13 protein-coding genes are annotated in these 14,479 nt (G+C 62.2%); 4 read left to right on the top strand and 9 right to left on the bottom strand.

Going from position 1 to position 14,479, the window contains the following annotated elements:
* Positions 1-118: 118 nt before the first annotated feature.
* The 3 genes from F1735_RS30115 to F1735_RS30125 all read right to left on the bottom strand — a co-directional run bounded on the left by F1735_RS30115 (position 119) and on the right by F1735_RS30125 (position 2,545).
* Entirely contained in the window at positions 119-568 is a 450-nt protein-coding gene (locus F1735_RS30115) for a hypothetical protein (RefSeq protein WP_167240355.1), read from the bottom strand.
* Positions 569-577: 9 nt separating this feature from the next.
* Complete coding sequence (locus F1735_RS30120; RefSeq protein ID WP_167240356.1) at positions 578-1,540, bottom strand: hypothetical protein; 963 nt, start codon at positions 1,538-1,540, stop codon at positions 578-580.
* Between the two features lie 300 nt (positions 1,541-1,840).
* Positions 1,841-2,545, bottom strand: a complete 705-nt coding sequence (locus tag F1735_RS30125) for a LuxR family transcriptional regulator (protein WP_167240357.1) — start codon at positions 2,543-2,545, stop codon at positions 1,841-1,843.
* Positions 2,546-2,667: 122 nt separating this feature from the next.
* Between F1735_RS30125 and F1735_RS30130 the strand changes: the two genes are divergently transcribed.
* The 3 genes from F1735_RS30130 to F1735_RS30140 all read left to right on the top strand — a co-directional run bounded on the left by F1735_RS30130 (position 2,668) and on the right by F1735_RS30140 (position 4,441).
* On the top strand, positions 2,668-3,270 hold the full coding sequence (locus F1735_RS30130) for an acyl-homoserine-lactone synthase (protein WP_167240358.1): 603 nt from the start codon (positions 2,668-2,670) through the stop codon (positions 3,268-3,270).
* 209 nt (positions 3,271-3,479) lie between these two features.
* A complete protein-coding gene (locus tag F1735_RS30135) occupies positions 3,480-4,064 on the top strand; it encodes a sigma-70 family RNA polymerase sigma factor (protein ID WP_373888603.1) in 585 nt (194 codons plus the stop codon).
* Between the two features lie 116 nt (positions 4,065-4,180).
* The gene (locus tag F1735_RS30140) at positions 4,181-4,441 is read left to right on the top strand and encodes a hypothetical protein (protein ID WP_167240359.1); all 261 of its coding nucleotides are present in this window, start codon (positions 4,181-4,183) and stop codon (positions 4,439-4,441) included.
* Positions 4,442-4,513: 72 nt separating this feature from the next.
* On the opposite strand, the gene F1735_RS30145 is transcribed toward F1735_RS30140, so the two are convergent.
* Complete coding sequence (locus F1735_RS30145) at positions 4,514-5,233, bottom strand: sensor histidine kinase (RefSeq protein WP_167240360.1); 720 nt, start codon at positions 5,231-5,233, stop codon at positions 4,514-4,516.
* A 194-nt stretch (positions 5,234-5,427) separates the two neighbouring features.
* Entirely contained in the window at positions 5,428-7,050 is a 1,623-nt protein-coding gene (locus tag F1735_RS30150) for a response regulator (RefSeq protein ID WP_167240361.1), read from the bottom strand.
* Positions 7,051-7,364: 314 nt separating this feature from the next.
* Between F1735_RS30150 and F1735_RS30155 the strand changes: the two genes are divergently transcribed.
* Positions 7,365-7,772 (top strand): hypothetical protein, encoded by a 408-nt coding sequence (locus F1735_RS30155; protein ID WP_166894698.1) that lies wholly within the window; start codon positions 7,365-7,367, stop codon positions 7,770-7,772.
* A 104-nt stretch (positions 7,773-7,876) separates the two neighbouring features.
* Here F1735_RS30155 and F1735_RS30160 read toward each other — a convergent pair whose 3' ends face one another.
* The 4 genes from F1735_RS30160 to F1735_RS30175 all read right to left on the bottom strand — a co-directional run bounded on the left by F1735_RS30160 (position 7,877) and on the right by F1735_RS30175 (position 14,006).
* A complete protein-coding gene (locus F1735_RS30160) occupies positions 7,877-8,857 on the bottom strand; it encodes a GGDEF domain-containing response regulator (protein WP_167240362.1) in 981 nt (326 codons plus the stop codon).
* A gap of 135 nt (positions 8,858-8,992) precedes the next feature.
* Positions 8,993-11,983: a hybrid sensor histidine kinase/response regulator gene (locus F1735_RS30165; protein ID WP_373888604.1), complete on the bottom strand. Its 2,991-nt coding sequence runs from the start codon at positions 11,981-11,983 to the stop codon at positions 8,993-8,995.
* Positions 11,980-13,044, bottom strand: a complete 1,065-nt coding sequence (locus tag F1735_RS30170) for a 5-methyltetrahydropteroyltriglutamate--homocysteine methyltransferase (RefSeq protein ID WP_167240363.1) — start codon at positions 13,042-13,044, stop codon at positions 11,980-11,982. Before F1735_RS30170 ends, F1735_RS30165 begins: the two co-directional genes overlap by 4 nt.
* Positions 13,045-13,178: 134 nt before the next feature.
* Positions 13,179-14,006, bottom strand: coding sequence for a response regulator (locus F1735_RS30175; RefSeq protein WP_167240364.1), 828 nt, complete (start codon positions 14,004-14,006; stop codon positions 13,179-13,181).
* Positions 14,007-14,479 lie beyond the last annotated feature (473 nt).

The following is a 14,479-nucleotide window of genomic DNA, read 5'->3' on the forward strand; positions in this document are numbered from 1 at the left end:
CGCTTCATTGACTGTCCCGTTCAATTGGGTAGGGACGCTATCGCCCGCGACATTCCGATTCAAGTTGAAAAGGTCCTGCATCGGAAAAGCGGCGCTGCGGCGGTGGTTTGTGCAACATTCAGGCTAACGTGCTGGGGCCGCGCGAGACGGCATAGATGGCCTCGAGCGCGATGTCGCGCTGGGGAGAAAATGCTTGCTTTTTCAGGTCGGCGCCAATCTTGTCGCGCATGCCCTGGTCGCGTGTCTCCCGATACAGCTCACCCAAAACGCTTATCAGGCCCACCTTTTCCTGGACTGCGGCGGGCCCGCCGAGCCTGGCGCGTAGCAGGGCGATGTTGGCCGCGTTGGGGGCCGGCGGCGTTATACGTAACCGTTCGATTGCGTTTGTGCGCTCCGCCGCGCTTGCGGCCGCGGCATACGCCTGCAGGTTGGCCTGGGCACTCTGAGCGCCCTGACCAACCTGGGCGCCTTGCGCCCCTTGGACTGCGCGTTGCGGCGCACCTTGCGCGTTCACCGCACCCGAGAGTAACGCCGTGGATGCGAGCAATATCAATGCAGATGTTTTCATGCGAAGCTCCTAGTTGAACGACTTTAATTTGTCAAACATGGTCGTGGGCAGGACCGGCGGCTTGAACAGCGTATCGACGCGATCGCTCCACAACGACTGGGCCCTCGTCCACGGCTCGACGTATTTCGTTCCATGCCGCAACGAGACGCTGACGAACGTGTCACAGCGATACAAGCCGCGCTTAGGATCGTGGTATTTGTCGGCATACTCGGCAACCCGGTAATCCGGCAAGAGGTTGTAGGAGGCGCCGAGCAGTCGCTGCTGTTCGGTGAAGCGGGCGATGGCAACCCGTGCCAGTAGCGAGATATGCCTTTCGCCGTTGCTCGGGCAAAAGGTATCGTAGCAGGTCGGCTCGATCACGCCGTCAGGTATACGCGGTCTGGCCGTTCCCCAATAGCGCGCGATGCTCTTGAAATTATTGAGGTTGACAAGCTTGATCGCGTTTTCGCCGCCCTCGCTGGCCTCGATGACCTGCTCGCCGTTCCACAGGCCGATATGGCCGATGAAGAAGAGCGGAACGCTGTGGGTGTCGAGTTCGCGCCCGACCACATCGCCCCGTTCATGCGGGTCATTCTCGCCATTATCGACGCCGATGTTCCACAGTGGGGTGTTGACGCGGCTATAGACCACCAGGTTGCCGTCGTCCTGGACGCTCAGCCACGCGCCCGGATTGCCGTTGGTGCCGGTATTCCACAGCGGTACGGCGAACTTGCTGTATTCGACGAAATTGCCATCGCCTTGCATCACGGCGAACTCCCCGTTCTTGCTCATGCGATAGCGTACCAATCCATCATTGCGGTACATCACCAAGCTACCGTCGGACTGCATGTTGAGCGTATAGGCCCCCTGCGGCGACTGGAGGTACTGGCCTCGCACAAGAAATTCATTGGGGGTCAGCGTGCTGGCGGCGACGCCTAGCGTGGCGATACCCGATAGACAGACACCAAGCAGATTCTTTTTATTACATAGCATTATATTCTCCAAAAAAATTGATGAAATAGCTGATTGCGCGCAAACTGGCCGGACGCCCGGTCAAGACTCTTATACCACCGTGATTTAGCGCTTACAATCGGAGCGCGAATTATATTTTCCGGCCGTGTTTCAAGTCAATTTCCGCTTATAAAAGATTCGCGCAGCGATCCATCATCGCACAACTTATAGGATTTATAGTCATGGCCGATGGCACTTGACCGCGCGAAATAGCCGATAGAAAACAAAAAGCCGGGCTTACCCGGCTCTGCTTAGTTCGCTTGCTCACTTAATTCGACCCGTCTAAATCAAGCCCCAGCGGATCGCCCTGGCGACTGCGTCTATCTTATTCTCAGCATGAAGCTTAGACCTGACCGCGTCCATGTGCTTGTCAGTGGTGTGCTTTGTCACCTGAAGTCTATCCGCAATTTCTTGAGACGTCAGTCCGGTGCTCACCAATTGGAGTATCTCCCGTTCACGCCCGGTGAGTGTCGGAGGTTCATCTATAATTTCTGGCGGGATTATGTGCCTAACCATGCCAGCATGAGCGATGTGGGCCAGCCATGAAAGTTGCGGTAGTTTCAGAACTAATTCAGATTGGGTGAATTCTGTGCCGTCACGGCTCAAGGAAAGCATCGAGCCGCGTCCATGACTATCCCATATGCTTTGTGCGAATCCAACGCGCAATCCGAAGGAAGCAGCGTCCTCCCAAAACTGGCGTGCAAGGTCCTTTGTCGTTGACCAAATAACTGGCTGTACCGAAGTCAAGCCATGCTTAACGGTCGGGTCGGATGCGATGTAGTCGTTTTGAGAGTAGCGCGTTAACCATTCCGAAGGGTAGGTAGAGACTATAACGATCCGCCCATCGTCAAAGTCAGCGGGAGGTTTCAATGCCCAAGTCACGGTCTGCATACCAAGGCGACGGGCTTCTTCCTTCAAGATTTTGAATCCCTCCTCGCCGCTGGAAGCAGTCGCGACGTCATGCATCATATCTTCGTAGATTTGCATAATTCCTCTATCCCGTTTGATTCAAAACAACGTCGACAAGAACAGCCGAGTTTGCCCCCAGTAAGGATTTATAGGAGCCAAAAATGGATGTTCAATGAGCTTCCAATATAAAAGGAGGTTCTATGAATACCATGTACGCTAAGGCATCCCGATTAAGCGTGATTGACCTTAATCAAATCTTCTCTTACAGGTACTCCGTTTTTGTTGAACGCTTAAAATGGACTCTGCCCAATGCCCGCGCTGGGCTTGAGGTGGATCAATTCGATCATGACAGCACCTGCCATGTCTGTTTGCGCGACGCTGGCGCCATAGTTGGCTATGCGCGCTTGCTTCCTACCACGGAGCCATACTTGCTTAGCGAGGTGTTTCCCGAACTTATGGATGAGGCCGTAATTCCTCGCTCGCCTGCTGTATGGGAAATTTCTCGCGTTTCTTCGGTCGATCTTCGCAGTCCAAGCGAACGTGGGCGACAAGCCGAGTTGGCGGGACTCCAGGCGGTGTTACGTGCGGCTGTGCAATGCGCACTTGAGCACGATGTGAGAAGCCTTGTATCCGTGTCCCCGGTCGCTATAGAGCGAATCTTGTCCCGGCTCGGGGTTAATGTTCGCCGTGCCAGCCCGACGATGCAACTGCACGGACATTCCGTGGTTGCCTTGTGGTTAGAACTTGATGCGATGACCAAAAATGCTTTTGGGATTACTTTCGCCGGAGTAGAGGCTGCTTAATCTGATGCTGATCAGTAGTTCGGAGTATTTGTACTAATGGCCTCTTTTCTGTATTACGATATTTATAACGTACCAAAAAGAAAAGAGGCAATCCGACATGACTTTCCATTCATAAATACCTTGAAAACGGAATATATTTACCACCGGATTTTTCGGGCGAGAATTTTAGTTAATCGACTTTCCCGAACTCATCAGAGAGAGGTGACCTCGTGCCTACAGAACGTAAGTGTGATCAGTTTCTAGTGGATCTGGCTAAGGCTGGGTGTCGGCAGTCGTTCGACATGCTTGTTGTTAAATATCAGCGCCGCCTACTGCGGATAATACACCGCATTGTTTTTGATAGAGCCCAAGCCGAGGACTTGGTGCAAGAGTCATTCATTAAGGCGTACCGGGGTCTAGCACATTTCAGGGGCGAGTGCGCCTTTTACACATGGCTTTACACAATCGGAGTCAACACTGCAAAACAATATCTCATTACGCAGGCTAAGCGGAATCTAACTTTTAGTATGCCCCGATTTGATCTGGGTGCAACGTTCGCCGGGACGGAAGAAATACCTGATATCAACACGCCAGATTCAGCGCTTGAAAGCAAACAACTTGCTTTGGCAATCTATTCGGCATTGAACTCGCTGACACTGGACGAGCGGACCTCGATCGTTCTGCGGGAGCTTGAAGGGCTCAGCTACGAGGAAATCTCAAAAATCATGCAGTGTCCCGTTGGGACCGTACGAAGCAGGATTTTTCGAGCGAGGGAGGAAATTTTTGAACAAATAAGCCCTAAGCCCCTTGCTTGACTCATCTAGAACTAAGCGCTTTTAGCTGGAAGGTGCGCGGCGTTCCACTGTACTGGCGAATGCCGAAGAAAAGCCGGGTTCCCCCGGCTCTGCTTGCTTCGTTTTTAGGCTCTCCGATGACTTGGCCTGTATCTGCCAATCGCTATTTGGCCGTCGCCGATCTTCAAACCACTATCCCGTGCCTGGCGGATCGCCTCGAAAAGCAACTCATGTTGCCGTCGATGCCGTCCGCGTCTCGTGCAGAGGCCTGCGGCAATGCCTTCAGCCTGCTGAAACAGCCCGTGGTCGCGCTGGCGGTCGGGGCTTTCGTCATGGGGCAGTTCGTGCTGTTCGCCGGCCTTGCGGGGCTGATGCCGCATCTGGCTTGCGCAAGCTAAGTCAGTGCGCATAAATTTGCCAACAACGCAGTTCCCATGCCGCAGACCTGGCTGAGGCTGGGCAACCGTCATTTATCCTTTGGGCGCCGCCTTGGGCAGGGTCAACGTCAGCACCGTGCCGCGCTGCTGGGCCGGCGTGACCGACAGCGCCCCGCCCAGGTAGCGGGCGCGTTCGCGCAGCAGGCGCAGGCCGTGGCAGCCGGACGATTCACCGGGCTTCTCGCCCGGCCCCACGCCGTTATCGCGCACCGTGAGCATGATCTCGTCGCCGCCATCGTCGAGGATGACATCGACTTCGGTCGCCCCGGCGTGCGCGGCGACGTTGCGCAAGCCTTCTTCCAGCGCCCGCAACAGGGCCACGCCATGTTCGCGCGCGTACACCTCGTCGTCGTCGGGCAGGCTGCAACGCGCCACAACCCGGTGCTCCTTGCCGAAATCGCCGACCAGCTCGGCGATGGCCGATTTGATTCCCAGAAACTCCAACTTATCGTTCCACAGCGACAATTGCATGTCGCGGTTGGTGTTGATGATGGTCAACAGGAGCTGCTTCATCTGGGCGGTGCGGTCGTGCAGCGCTTTTTCCTGAGGCAATTGTTGGGTCAGCAGGGCCAGGTGCATGGTCAGGGCCGTCATCGACGAGCCCAGGCTGTCGTGCAGCTTGCGCGCCAGCTGGCGCCGTTCATCATCCCGGCACGTCGTCAGATGACCGAGCAGTTCCGCCAGGTCGGCGTTGCGTTCGGCAAGCTGGCGGTCCGGTGCGGCGTCGGGCGGGGAGGAGGGCGGTTGGGTCATGCTGGGCTCAGTGAATGTTTCCCAAATCATACAACAGCTTGCGGCGCTTGTCGCCGCGTCGCGCCGAGCTCGCTTGGTGCGACGCGGCATCGTCGGCGCACGGTTTTCCGGTCACTCCGGCATGTCGATTATCTGCCACTTTTTTCGCATCGGGGAAGTGACTTGCGACCCCGCCGTGCCCCGCCCTTGCCTGGCTATTCTTCGACGGTGGCGCACTGGCCGATGGCGTCGAGCAGGTGGGCGATGTCGACCGGCTTGACCAGATGCTTGTCGAAGCCGGCTTCGAGCACGCGGCGCTGGTCGTCGGCCAGGCCGTAGCCGGTCAGGGCGATGAGCTTGATGTGGCGGGTGTCGCCATCCTGGCGCAGGCGGCGCGCCACTTCGTAGCCGTCGATGCCGGGCAGGCCGATGTCGACCAGGGCGACGTCGGGCAGGAAGCTGCGCGCCATCTGCACGCCCTGCACGCCGTCGGCCGCGTGGCGCACCGCGTAACCGTAGGCGCCGAGCATGGTGGCCATCATTTCGCGGCCGTCGTCGTTGTCTTCGATCAGCAGGATGGCGGGCTTGTGCTCGCCGGCCGCGACGGCCGGCGCCGCGTCGGCCGCCACCGCCACCGCCACGGGCGCCGCGCGCGGCAGGCGGATGACGAAGGTGGAGCCGGCGCTGGCACCGTCGCTGTGGGCCGACACTTTGCCGCCGTGCAGTTCGACCAGGCGCCGCACCAGCGCCAGGCCGATGCCCAGGCCGCCTTGCGCGCGGTCGAGCGTGATGGAGCCCTGTACGAACACGTCGAACACATGCGGCAACAGTTCGGCCGAGATGCCCACCCCGGTGTCGCGCACTTCGAGCACGATTTCGTCGTCGTGGTCGGACACCGCAATGTCGATGGTGCCGCCGGGCGGGGTGTACTTGAGGGCGTTGTCGATCAGGTTGGTGGCGATCTGTTCGAGCCGGGTCGGGTCGCCGTCGACCCAGGCCGGCTCCAGGTCGACATTGAGCAGGTAGTTGCCGGTGCGGCCGGTGGCCTGGAAGGTGTCGAGGCAGGCCGCTACCAGCGCGGCGAGGTCCAGCGCGTGCTTGTCGAGCAAGATCTTGCCGGACATGGCGCGCGACAGGTCGAGCAGGTCGTCGACGATGCGCGACAAATGCTGGCTCTGGCGCTCGATGATCTGCTTGGCGCGGCCGACCGAGTCGGCGCCCACCCCCGCCAGCCCGATCAGCGAGGCGGCGCTGCTGATGGCGGACAGCGGATTGCGCAGTTCGTGCCCGAGCATGGCCAGGAATTCATCCTTGGCGTGGCTTTTCGCTTCGGCCGCCTGGCGTTCTTCCATTTCGCGGGTGAGGCGCTTGTTGGTGGCGGTCAGCTCGGTGGTGCGCTGGCTCAGCTTGTGGGCCTGGCGCTTGAGTTCCTCGTTCTTGGTGGCCAGCGCCACGAAGACCTGTACCTTGGCGTGCAGGATCTGCGGGATGACCGGCGTAAACAGGAAATCGGCGGCGCCGCGCTGGTAGGCTTTCAGGCGGTCGATTTCATCGGCCAGGAAGGCGGTGACAAAGATGATGGGAATGTCGGCCGAACGGATGCGCTGGTGGATCGCTTCGGCCGTTTCGAAGCCGTCCATGCCGGGCATGTTAACGTCGAGCAAGATGACGGCAAAGTCGTGCAGCAGGACCTGGCGCAAGGCTTCCTGGCCGGAGCGGGCGGACAGGACGGCGTAGCCCGATTCATCGGCCCATTGGTCCAGAAGACTGGTCAGTGCCAGCAGGCTGGCGGCATCGTCGTTGACGACGAGAATCTTCGGCTTGTCTAAGTTGCTCACGTCATTCCTGCGCTGCGGTGGGGGGGTGAATCACGTCAAATGCATTGCTGCCGGATAGCAGAACCGGAATGGTCCACCGGAGGACAGCGAACGCGGCTGTCGTGTCCGTACGGCGCCCATCATAGCAATCGGGTAATCCAATGTCAAAATGCAAGCGAATCGGGTGGCATCGCAATGCAAGGTACGCTAACGCACATACGAGGGGGTGGGCCTGTGCGATAGTGACAACAGGACAACCGCTGCCGGACGGCCCGACCGAACGGCACACGGTTCATCGCCACCATCGTGGCGTGGCACATTGAAAAGGGTAAGCCATGAATATCAACACCATCGTAGATGCCGAATTTACCGGCAAATGTTTCCGTGACCTGCGCAACGCGCCGCTGTCCGCCATGCGCGGGCTGAGCACCAAGGACGCCAAGGCCCTGCACGAAGCGTTCAATATCACCACCATCGGCGACCTGGCCAACCTGAAGTTCGTCAAGTGGGCCAGCGCGATCAATGTCCTGGCCGAAGAAGAGTGCGATACCTCCGAGCAAGCTGCCAAAGAAACCTTGCTTGACGATGCGGTCGAGATGACCTTCCCGGCCAGCGATCCGATTTCGGTCGACTCGGGCATTACGCGCATTGAAGTACCGCCGGAGATGGTCAACGCCAGCACCGATCACCAGCATGCGAAGTCGATCGAGGCCAGCACCAAGCAGGGTGGCAAGGGCCGTTAAGATTGGCCGGGCGCAGGGGGCGTAAGGCCTTCCTGCATTCGTCGCCGGGAACGACGGGTTTTCGGAGCAGGGTCACAGGCGCGCCGCGCCTGGAATTGCTTGCCTCAACGCCGCGGCGCTACGCCCACGGTATCTTGCACCAGCGGCGCGGCCGGCGCGGCCGACGTTGCGCAGAAGCGGTTCTTGCCGCCGCGCTTGGCTTCATACAGCGCGTAGTCGGCAATGCTGATCAGCGCTTCCACCGTCTCGGCATCGTCCGGATAAATGCTGATCCCGATACTGGTCGACAAGCGCAAGGTCAGGTCGTTGATGAAAAACGGTTCCGACACCGCCTCGACCAGCTTGGCCGCCGGTCCGTGCGCGTCGGCCAGGCCCGATACTTCGCCCAGCACCACCATGAATTCATCGCCGCCCAGGCGCGCCACGGTATCTTCCTTGCGCGAGGACGCCACCAGGCGCTGCGCGACAATTTTCAGCACTTCATCGCCATACGCATGGCCATAGGTATCGTTGATCGCCTTGAAGCCATCGAGGTCGAGATACATGATCGCGGCCTTGTGATGATTGCGGTTGGCGTGCTGCAAGGTCGTTTCGATGCGGTCTTCCAGCAGGCGCCGGTTCGGCAGCCCCGTCAACGGGTCGTGCAGCGCCAGTTCCTGCTGCGCGCGGCTGTACTGCGCCAGTTCCTTGTAGAGCAGGCGCACTTCCAGCATGTTATGGATGCGCTTGTGAACTTCGAGCAAGTCGAACGGTTTGCTGATGAAGTCGCGCGCGCCCGCTTCCAGCGCGGCAATCTTGAACGTCGGCTGGGCGGTGAGCGCCAGCACCGGCAAGTAACCGCCCTGTTCGATTTCTTTCAGGCCCTTCATGACCTGGAAGCCGTTCATGCCCGGCATTTGCAGGTCGAGCAGGATCAGGTCGTAGCAGTGCTGGCGGTGCAGGGGGCAGACTTGTTCGGGGAGCATAGTCGAGCTGACGCAGTTGTATCCTTGTTCGCGCAATATCTCTTCCATCAGTTCGATATTGTCGGACGAATCGTCTACAACCAGTATTTTTGCGTTCAGTATGTCTTCTCGGCTTGGCATACATTGTCTCGGTCAAGGCGGAGGGGCGTGCGGCAAAGAGCGTACGCGCGATTTTAATGTGTTGCTAGTGTAACAGTGTATCGAACATTTCTTGTAGGACAGCGCCGCGTGCGCCGGTAGGACTCCCATTGTAGGCTAACGAGGAGCATTTCCCGCCATTGTGGCCACTGTGGCGATCAGTTCGCTCGGCTCGACCGGCTTGGAAATATGCGCCATGAATCCCGCTTCCAGCGCGCGCAGCCGGTCTTCCGAACGCGCAAACGCGGTCAGCGCCACCGCCGGCACGTCGCCGCCGCCGGCGTGGCCGAGCGCGCGCACCCGCGCCAGCAGCGCGAAGCCATCCACATCCGGCATGCCCAGGTCGCTCACCAGCAAGTCCGGCGGCGACACAAGGAACTCGGCCAGGGCATCGGCCGCGCTGGCCGCGGTGCGTACCGTGGCGTTGCAGTCAGATAATATCCGACGTATCAGGTCGCGTGCGTCCGCTTCGTCGTCAACTACCAGAATGTTCAGGTGCGACAGGTCGCGCAACAGGATGTCGGGGGTGAACGGCGCCACCGGCGGGGCGGGAGCGCGGCCGGCGCGCGCGGCCGGGCTCTGGCGGTTGGCAGCCGGCAACTCGATGGTGAACGTGGCCCCGCGCTCCTCGCCGGGGCTGTCGGCGCGCACCGTGCCGCCGTGCTGCTCGATCAGGTGCTTGACGATCGACAGCCCCAGCCCCAGCCCGCCGTGCTTGCGCGTGGTGGAAGCGTCGCCCTGGCGGAAGCGCTCGAACACGTGCGCCATGAATTCGGGCTTGATGCCCACGCCCGTGTCGTGTACGGCAATCTCGACATGGCCGTTGACGGCGCGCAGTTCGATGCGCACATTGCCGTCGCGCGAGGTGAACTTGATGGCGTTCGAGAGCAGGTTCCAGATCACCTGCTGCAAGCGGGCCGGGTCGCCGGCGATCATGCCCACGCCCGGCGCGACGAATTTGTCGAGGCGGATGTTCTTGGCGTCGGCCGCCGGGCGCACCGTTTCGATGGCGGCGTCGATGAACACGGTGGGCGAAATGGTCTGCATGTCGAGCAATACCTTGCCCGAGGTGATGCGGCTCATGTCGAGCAAGTCTTCGATCAGCTGGGCCTGGGCGCGCGCATTGCGCTCGATGGTTTGCAGGCCGCGCTGCAGGTCGGCCTGGTCGCGGCTGCCGCGCCGCAGCACCTGGGCCCAGCCCAGGATCGCCGACAGCGGGGTGCGCAGCTCGTGCGACAGGGTCGCCAGGAATTCATCTTTCATCTGGCTGGTGCGTTCGGCCTCGGCGCGCGCCGAGCGTTCGCTTTCCAGCAGCACCTTGCGCTCGTCGGCTGCGTGCTGGGCCGCTTCGTACAGGCGCGTGTTGTCGATCGCCACCGCCGCCTGGGCCGCGATGCCGCCCACGATGCGCTCGGTGCGCTCGCTGAAGATGGCCGTTTCGGGGTGGCTGAAGAACAGGCTGCCGAGCACCTCGCCGGAACGGGCGATCACCGGCACCGCCAGGTAGCTGCGCACGCCGGCTTGCTCGTCGGCAAGGCCGGCATGGGGCTGGAATGCCGCATGGCGCGGGTCGGTGCGGATGTCGTCCGAGCGCAACACCTCTTCGCCGCGCAGAGTCGGCCCGAACAGCGCGCTGGTGCGCAGTTCGCCGTCGATCTCGAACTCGGGCGGGGGCACGCCGGCCACCGTGTGCAGGGTGAACAGGTCGCCGTCGCTATCCTTGCCGTGGTAAAAGAACGCGCCGAAGCGGGCGCCGCTGATGCCGGTGGCGGCGTCGGTCACGGTTTGCAGCAGCGAGCGCAGGTCGCGCTGGGAAGCGAGCGCGCTGCCGGTGCTGTTGAGCAGTTCGAGCACGTTCGATTCGTCGCGCAGGGCTTGCTGCACGCGCTTGACCTGGTCGACGTCGGTATTGGTGCCGAACCAGCGCACCACGTGGCCGAGGCGGTCGCGCACGGCGTTCACGCGCGTCAAGAACCAGCGGTATTGGCCGTCGGCGCCGCGGATCGGGAATTCCATCTCGAAGGGATTGCCGGTGCGAATCGATTCGTGCCAGCGCTGCAGCATTTGCGGCAACACGTCGGGGTCGTGCGTCGATTGCCAGCCCCAGCCCACCATCTGCTCGGGCGTGCTGCCCGTGTATTCGTACCAGCGCTTGTTGAACCAGACGATGGCGCCGTCGGCCTGGGCCATCCAGGCCAGCTGGGGAATCGAATTGGCCAGCGCGCGCAGCACTTCCTCGCTCTCGCGCAGGGTGTCTTCGGCGCTCTTGCGGGTGCTGATGTCCTGCACCACCCCGGTCATGCCCAGCACGATGCCGTCGCGGTCGTAGTCGGCCCGCCCGACCACGGCGATCCAGCACTGGTCGCCGTCGGGACGGTCGACCCGGCACTCCATGTTCAGGTCGGCATGCTGGGCGAAGGCTTGCAGGAATTCGGTGCGCGCCATGTCCTTGTCGCCGTCGTGCAGGCGCTCGCGCAGGCTGTCCCAGGGCAGCGGTGTTTCCGCCGGCAGGCCGAAGATGTCGGCGGCGCGCGCGCCCAGCGTCACGCGGTCGGCGCCGGCGTCCCAGCGCCAGTCGCCCAGCCGCCCGGCCGACAAGGCCACCTGCAGGCGGCTGCTGCCGTCGAGCAGGGCCTGTTCGTCGGCCTTGCGCTTGGTGATGTCCTGGAAGTACACGGTCAGGCCATCGTCGGACGGATAGGCGCGCAGGTCGAACCAGCTGCCCAGGCTAGCGTAAAAGAATTCGAAGCTGACCGTTTCCTGGGAATCCATGGCGCGCCGGTACTGCGCTTCCACGCCGCTGTCGCGCAGCTCGGGGAACTCGTCCCAGATGACCCGGCCCAGCAGGGCCTCGCGCGACTTGCCGCGCGCCGACAGCAGTTGCAGCGCGCGCGCGTTGATGTAGGTAATGCGCCAGCTGCGGTCGACCGCGCAAAACCCATCGGTCAGGCTTTCGAGCATGTTTTCCATGCGCGTGTTGGCCTGGCGCAGGGCGTCCTTGGTTTCGATCAGCTCTTGCTGGGCACGCTGGCGCGCGGCCAGCACGCTGTTGGCGTTGCGCAATGCCACGGAGCGCATCAGTTCGGTTTCGTCGCGCTCGTCGGTCACAGGCGCTCCCGCAGGATGGCGCACGCCAGCGCGGTGCCGGCCACGCGCGCGGCGATCTTGGCAAAGGCTGTGTCGCGGCTGGTGGAACGGTCGTCGCAGAAGGGCGCAAAGCCGCAATCGTCGGTGCTGCCGAGCTGGGCGGGGGCAATGAACTGGGCCGCCCGCAAGATGCGCTCGCACACCAGTTCGGGCGTTTCGATGCGTGGATCGATCGGGTCGATCACGCCGATGAAGACGCGCTGGCCGGGCCGGAGGTACTGGGCGATGATCTTAAGCACGCGCACCGGGTCCGGCTCGCGCGCCATGGCGATGTAGAAATTGCCGACTTTCAGCTCAAACAGGCTGGGCAGGAGTTCGGCGTAGTCGACGTCCGCGCTATGGGTCGAGTCGCGGTCGGCGCCGGGGCAGGTGTGGACCCCGAGCAGGGCTTGCTCGGCAGTCGAAAAACGGTTCAGCGCCAGGTTGTTCAGGTCGATGAAGCTCGACAGCAGCTCGCCGCTCGGATCGAGCTTCATGGCCAGCCGGCCTTCGGTGAAGTCGACCTGCACCTTGTGCGCGCCCTGGTCGAGGCAGCGCCGGATTTCGGTCTCGTGCTCGCCCAGCAGGTCGTCGATGAACTGGTCGCGCGAGTAGCCGGGCAAGCCTTCGGGCGGGTACATCAGCGACAGGGCCGAGGGCGAGATGACGGCCTGCTTGACCGCCACCGTGGCGTAGCGCCGCGCCAGCGCGAGGTAGCTGTCGGCGTAGCGTTCGTAGCGGAACGGGGCGCGCATCAGGCGCGGCATGCGGCGCATGTGGCCGTCCGCGAACGGAATCTGGAAGCCGTCCGGCGCGGTGTTGGGCGAGCCATGCACGCAGTAGGTCAGGAAATTGTGGTATTTGCGCTGCTCGCCATCGCTGATGACGGTCGAGCCGGTCGCTTCCATGCGGGCGATGGTGTCGCGCACGGCGTCCTCGTACAGCGCGTCGAGTTCGCTCTCGCTGAGCGTGCCGCTGTCGAGCGCGGCGATCAGGGCCGCTGGCCGAGGTATGCTGCCGATTGGCTCGGTGGGAATCATCATCTGTCTGTCGGCAATCGTGATGGAATGGGCGGGGCGACCCCCGCAACGTCTCCTGCGTGCTGCATCGGGCGCCGCCTTGCGATTTTAGCCGAGCGGCGCCGCGCCGCCCCACACGCTAGCAGCCTTAGTGTCGATCATACTCCGGCGGGCCGGCGCTGGGAGATTGTCGCCAATGCCGCTTGCAGCTGTTCGAGTTCGTAGGGCTTTTGCAGGGACTGGTGCGCGAACTCGACGTGGCGCAGCAGGGCGTCGCCGTAACCGGAGGCGAAGATCACGTTCAGGCCGGGGTGCAGGCGCAGCGCCTCGCGCGCCAGGTCGACCCCGGACATGCCGGGCAGGCTGACATCCGAGAACAGCACGTTGTAGCTGCTGTGCGCCATCAGCGCCAGCGCGTTGTCGGCGTCGCCCACGCCTTCGGCTTCGTGGCCGAAGGCCTTGAGCATTTCGACCACCAGGTATTGCGAATCGAGGTTGTCTTCGACCACCAGGATGCGCAGGCCGTCGGCCGGGGCGTGTACGCAGGCCAGCGGCGCGCTCGGGGTCACGCTACACAGCACGCCGCCGACCGCTTCGCCATCGCGCACCGGGGTGAAGTAGAGGTCGTAGTCGGCCGAGGCGAGCGCGCCGTCGCGCACAAAGCCGAGCTGCTGGCGTGCGAGCTGGCGGACCTCGCCGGCGTAGGCGAGGTCCAGGGTGGCCGGGCTGGCGGCCAGCGGGGCCGGCCAGACTGCGGGCACGCGCCCGCCCGGCGCGCGCGGATGGCGCGGACCGGCCAGCTCGGCGTAGGCATCGTTGAACACGACGATGCGGCGCGGACCCCACACCAGCAGCATCGGCAGCGGCGTGTTGAGGACGATGTCGACCGCCAGGCGCAGGGTGGCGGGCCAGGACTGCGGTTCGCCCAGGTCGGTGGGTCGCCAGTCGGCGCTGGCGACGCCGGCATTGTTAGCAGGTACGTGCATGGGAAGCCTGTTTCATGAAAAAGGGGGAAGGTTGTAGTTGTAGAAACGAAAACACGAGCGAATCGTACACCAAAAGGGGGGGGGAATCGGCCTTTTTGCCGCAGGGTGGGATGGGTGCGGGCGTGCGCTGCAACGCTGATCGGATGGCTGGGCGTCAACGCGCGGGGCCGCAGCCTTGTTCAAGCTACGGCCTTCAAAAGATGCTCCTCTGATCGGTCAGCGATGAACCAGGCGGTCGCCGACGCAAGCAAGCGCCATCGCCAGTGCGCGCAGATCGATGGTCAGGCTCTGCTCGGTCCCGCCCGCTGCCAGAAGTGCAATGCGCACCCATCCAAGGGCATTGTCGAAGGTGATTAGCGCTGATCTTCAGCATAACTGAACTTTGGTCGCCGTTACGTGTCCAACCTTGCATATGCGTGCGCGGTGGCGCAGGCGGGAGAAGATTATGGCGACGATGAATCGGGTTCAGTTTC

It is taken from the genome of Massilia genomosp. 1 (assembly GCF_011682185.1).
Classification (GTDB): domain Bacteria; phylum Pseudomonadota; class Gammaproteobacteria; order Burkholderiales; family Burkholderiaceae_D; genus Telluria_A; species Telluria_A rubra.

Excerpts from the sequence above, each read along its gene's own strand:
- F1735_RS30170 (WP_167240363.1), bottom strand. The coding sequence starts at position 13,044 with ATGATGATTCCCACCGAGCCAATCGGCAGCATACCTCGGCCAGCGGCC.
- F1735_RS30130 (WP_167240358.1), top strand. The coding sequence starts at position 2,668 with ATGAATACCATGTACGCTAAGGCATCCCGATTAAGCGTGATTGACCTT.
- F1735_RS30145 (WP_167240360.1), bottom strand. The coding sequence starts at position 5,233 with ATGACCCAACCGCCCTCCTCCCCGCCCGACGCCGCACCGGACCGCCAG.
- F1735_RS30140 (WP_167240359.1), top strand. The coding sequence starts at position 4,181 with ATGACTTGGCCTGTATCTGCCAATCGCTATTTGGCCGTCGCCGATCTT.
- F1735_RS30115 (WP_167240355.1), bottom strand. The coding sequence starts at position 568 with ATGAAAACATCTGCATTGATATTGCTCGCATCCACGGCGTTACTCTCG.
- F1735_RS30125 (WP_167240357.1), bottom strand. The coding sequence starts at position 2,545 with ATGCAAATCTACGAAGATATGATGCATGACGTCGCGACTGCTTCCAGC.
- F1735_RS30175 (WP_167240364.1), bottom strand. The coding sequence starts at position 14,006 with ATGCACGTACCTGCTAACAATGCCGGCGTCGCCAGCGCCGACTGGCGA.
- F1735_RS30120 (WP_167240356.1), bottom strand. The coding sequence starts at position 1,540 with ATGCTATGTAATAAAAAGAATCTGCTTGGTGTCTGTCTATCGGGTATC.
- F1735_RS30160 (WP_167240362.1), bottom strand. The coding sequence starts at position 8,857 with ATGCCAAGCCGAGAAGACATACTGAACGCAAAAATACTGGTTGTAGAC.
- F1735_RS30155 (WP_166894698.1), top strand. The coding sequence starts at position 7,365 with ATGAATATCAACACCATCGTAGATGCCGAATTTACCGGCAAATGTTTC.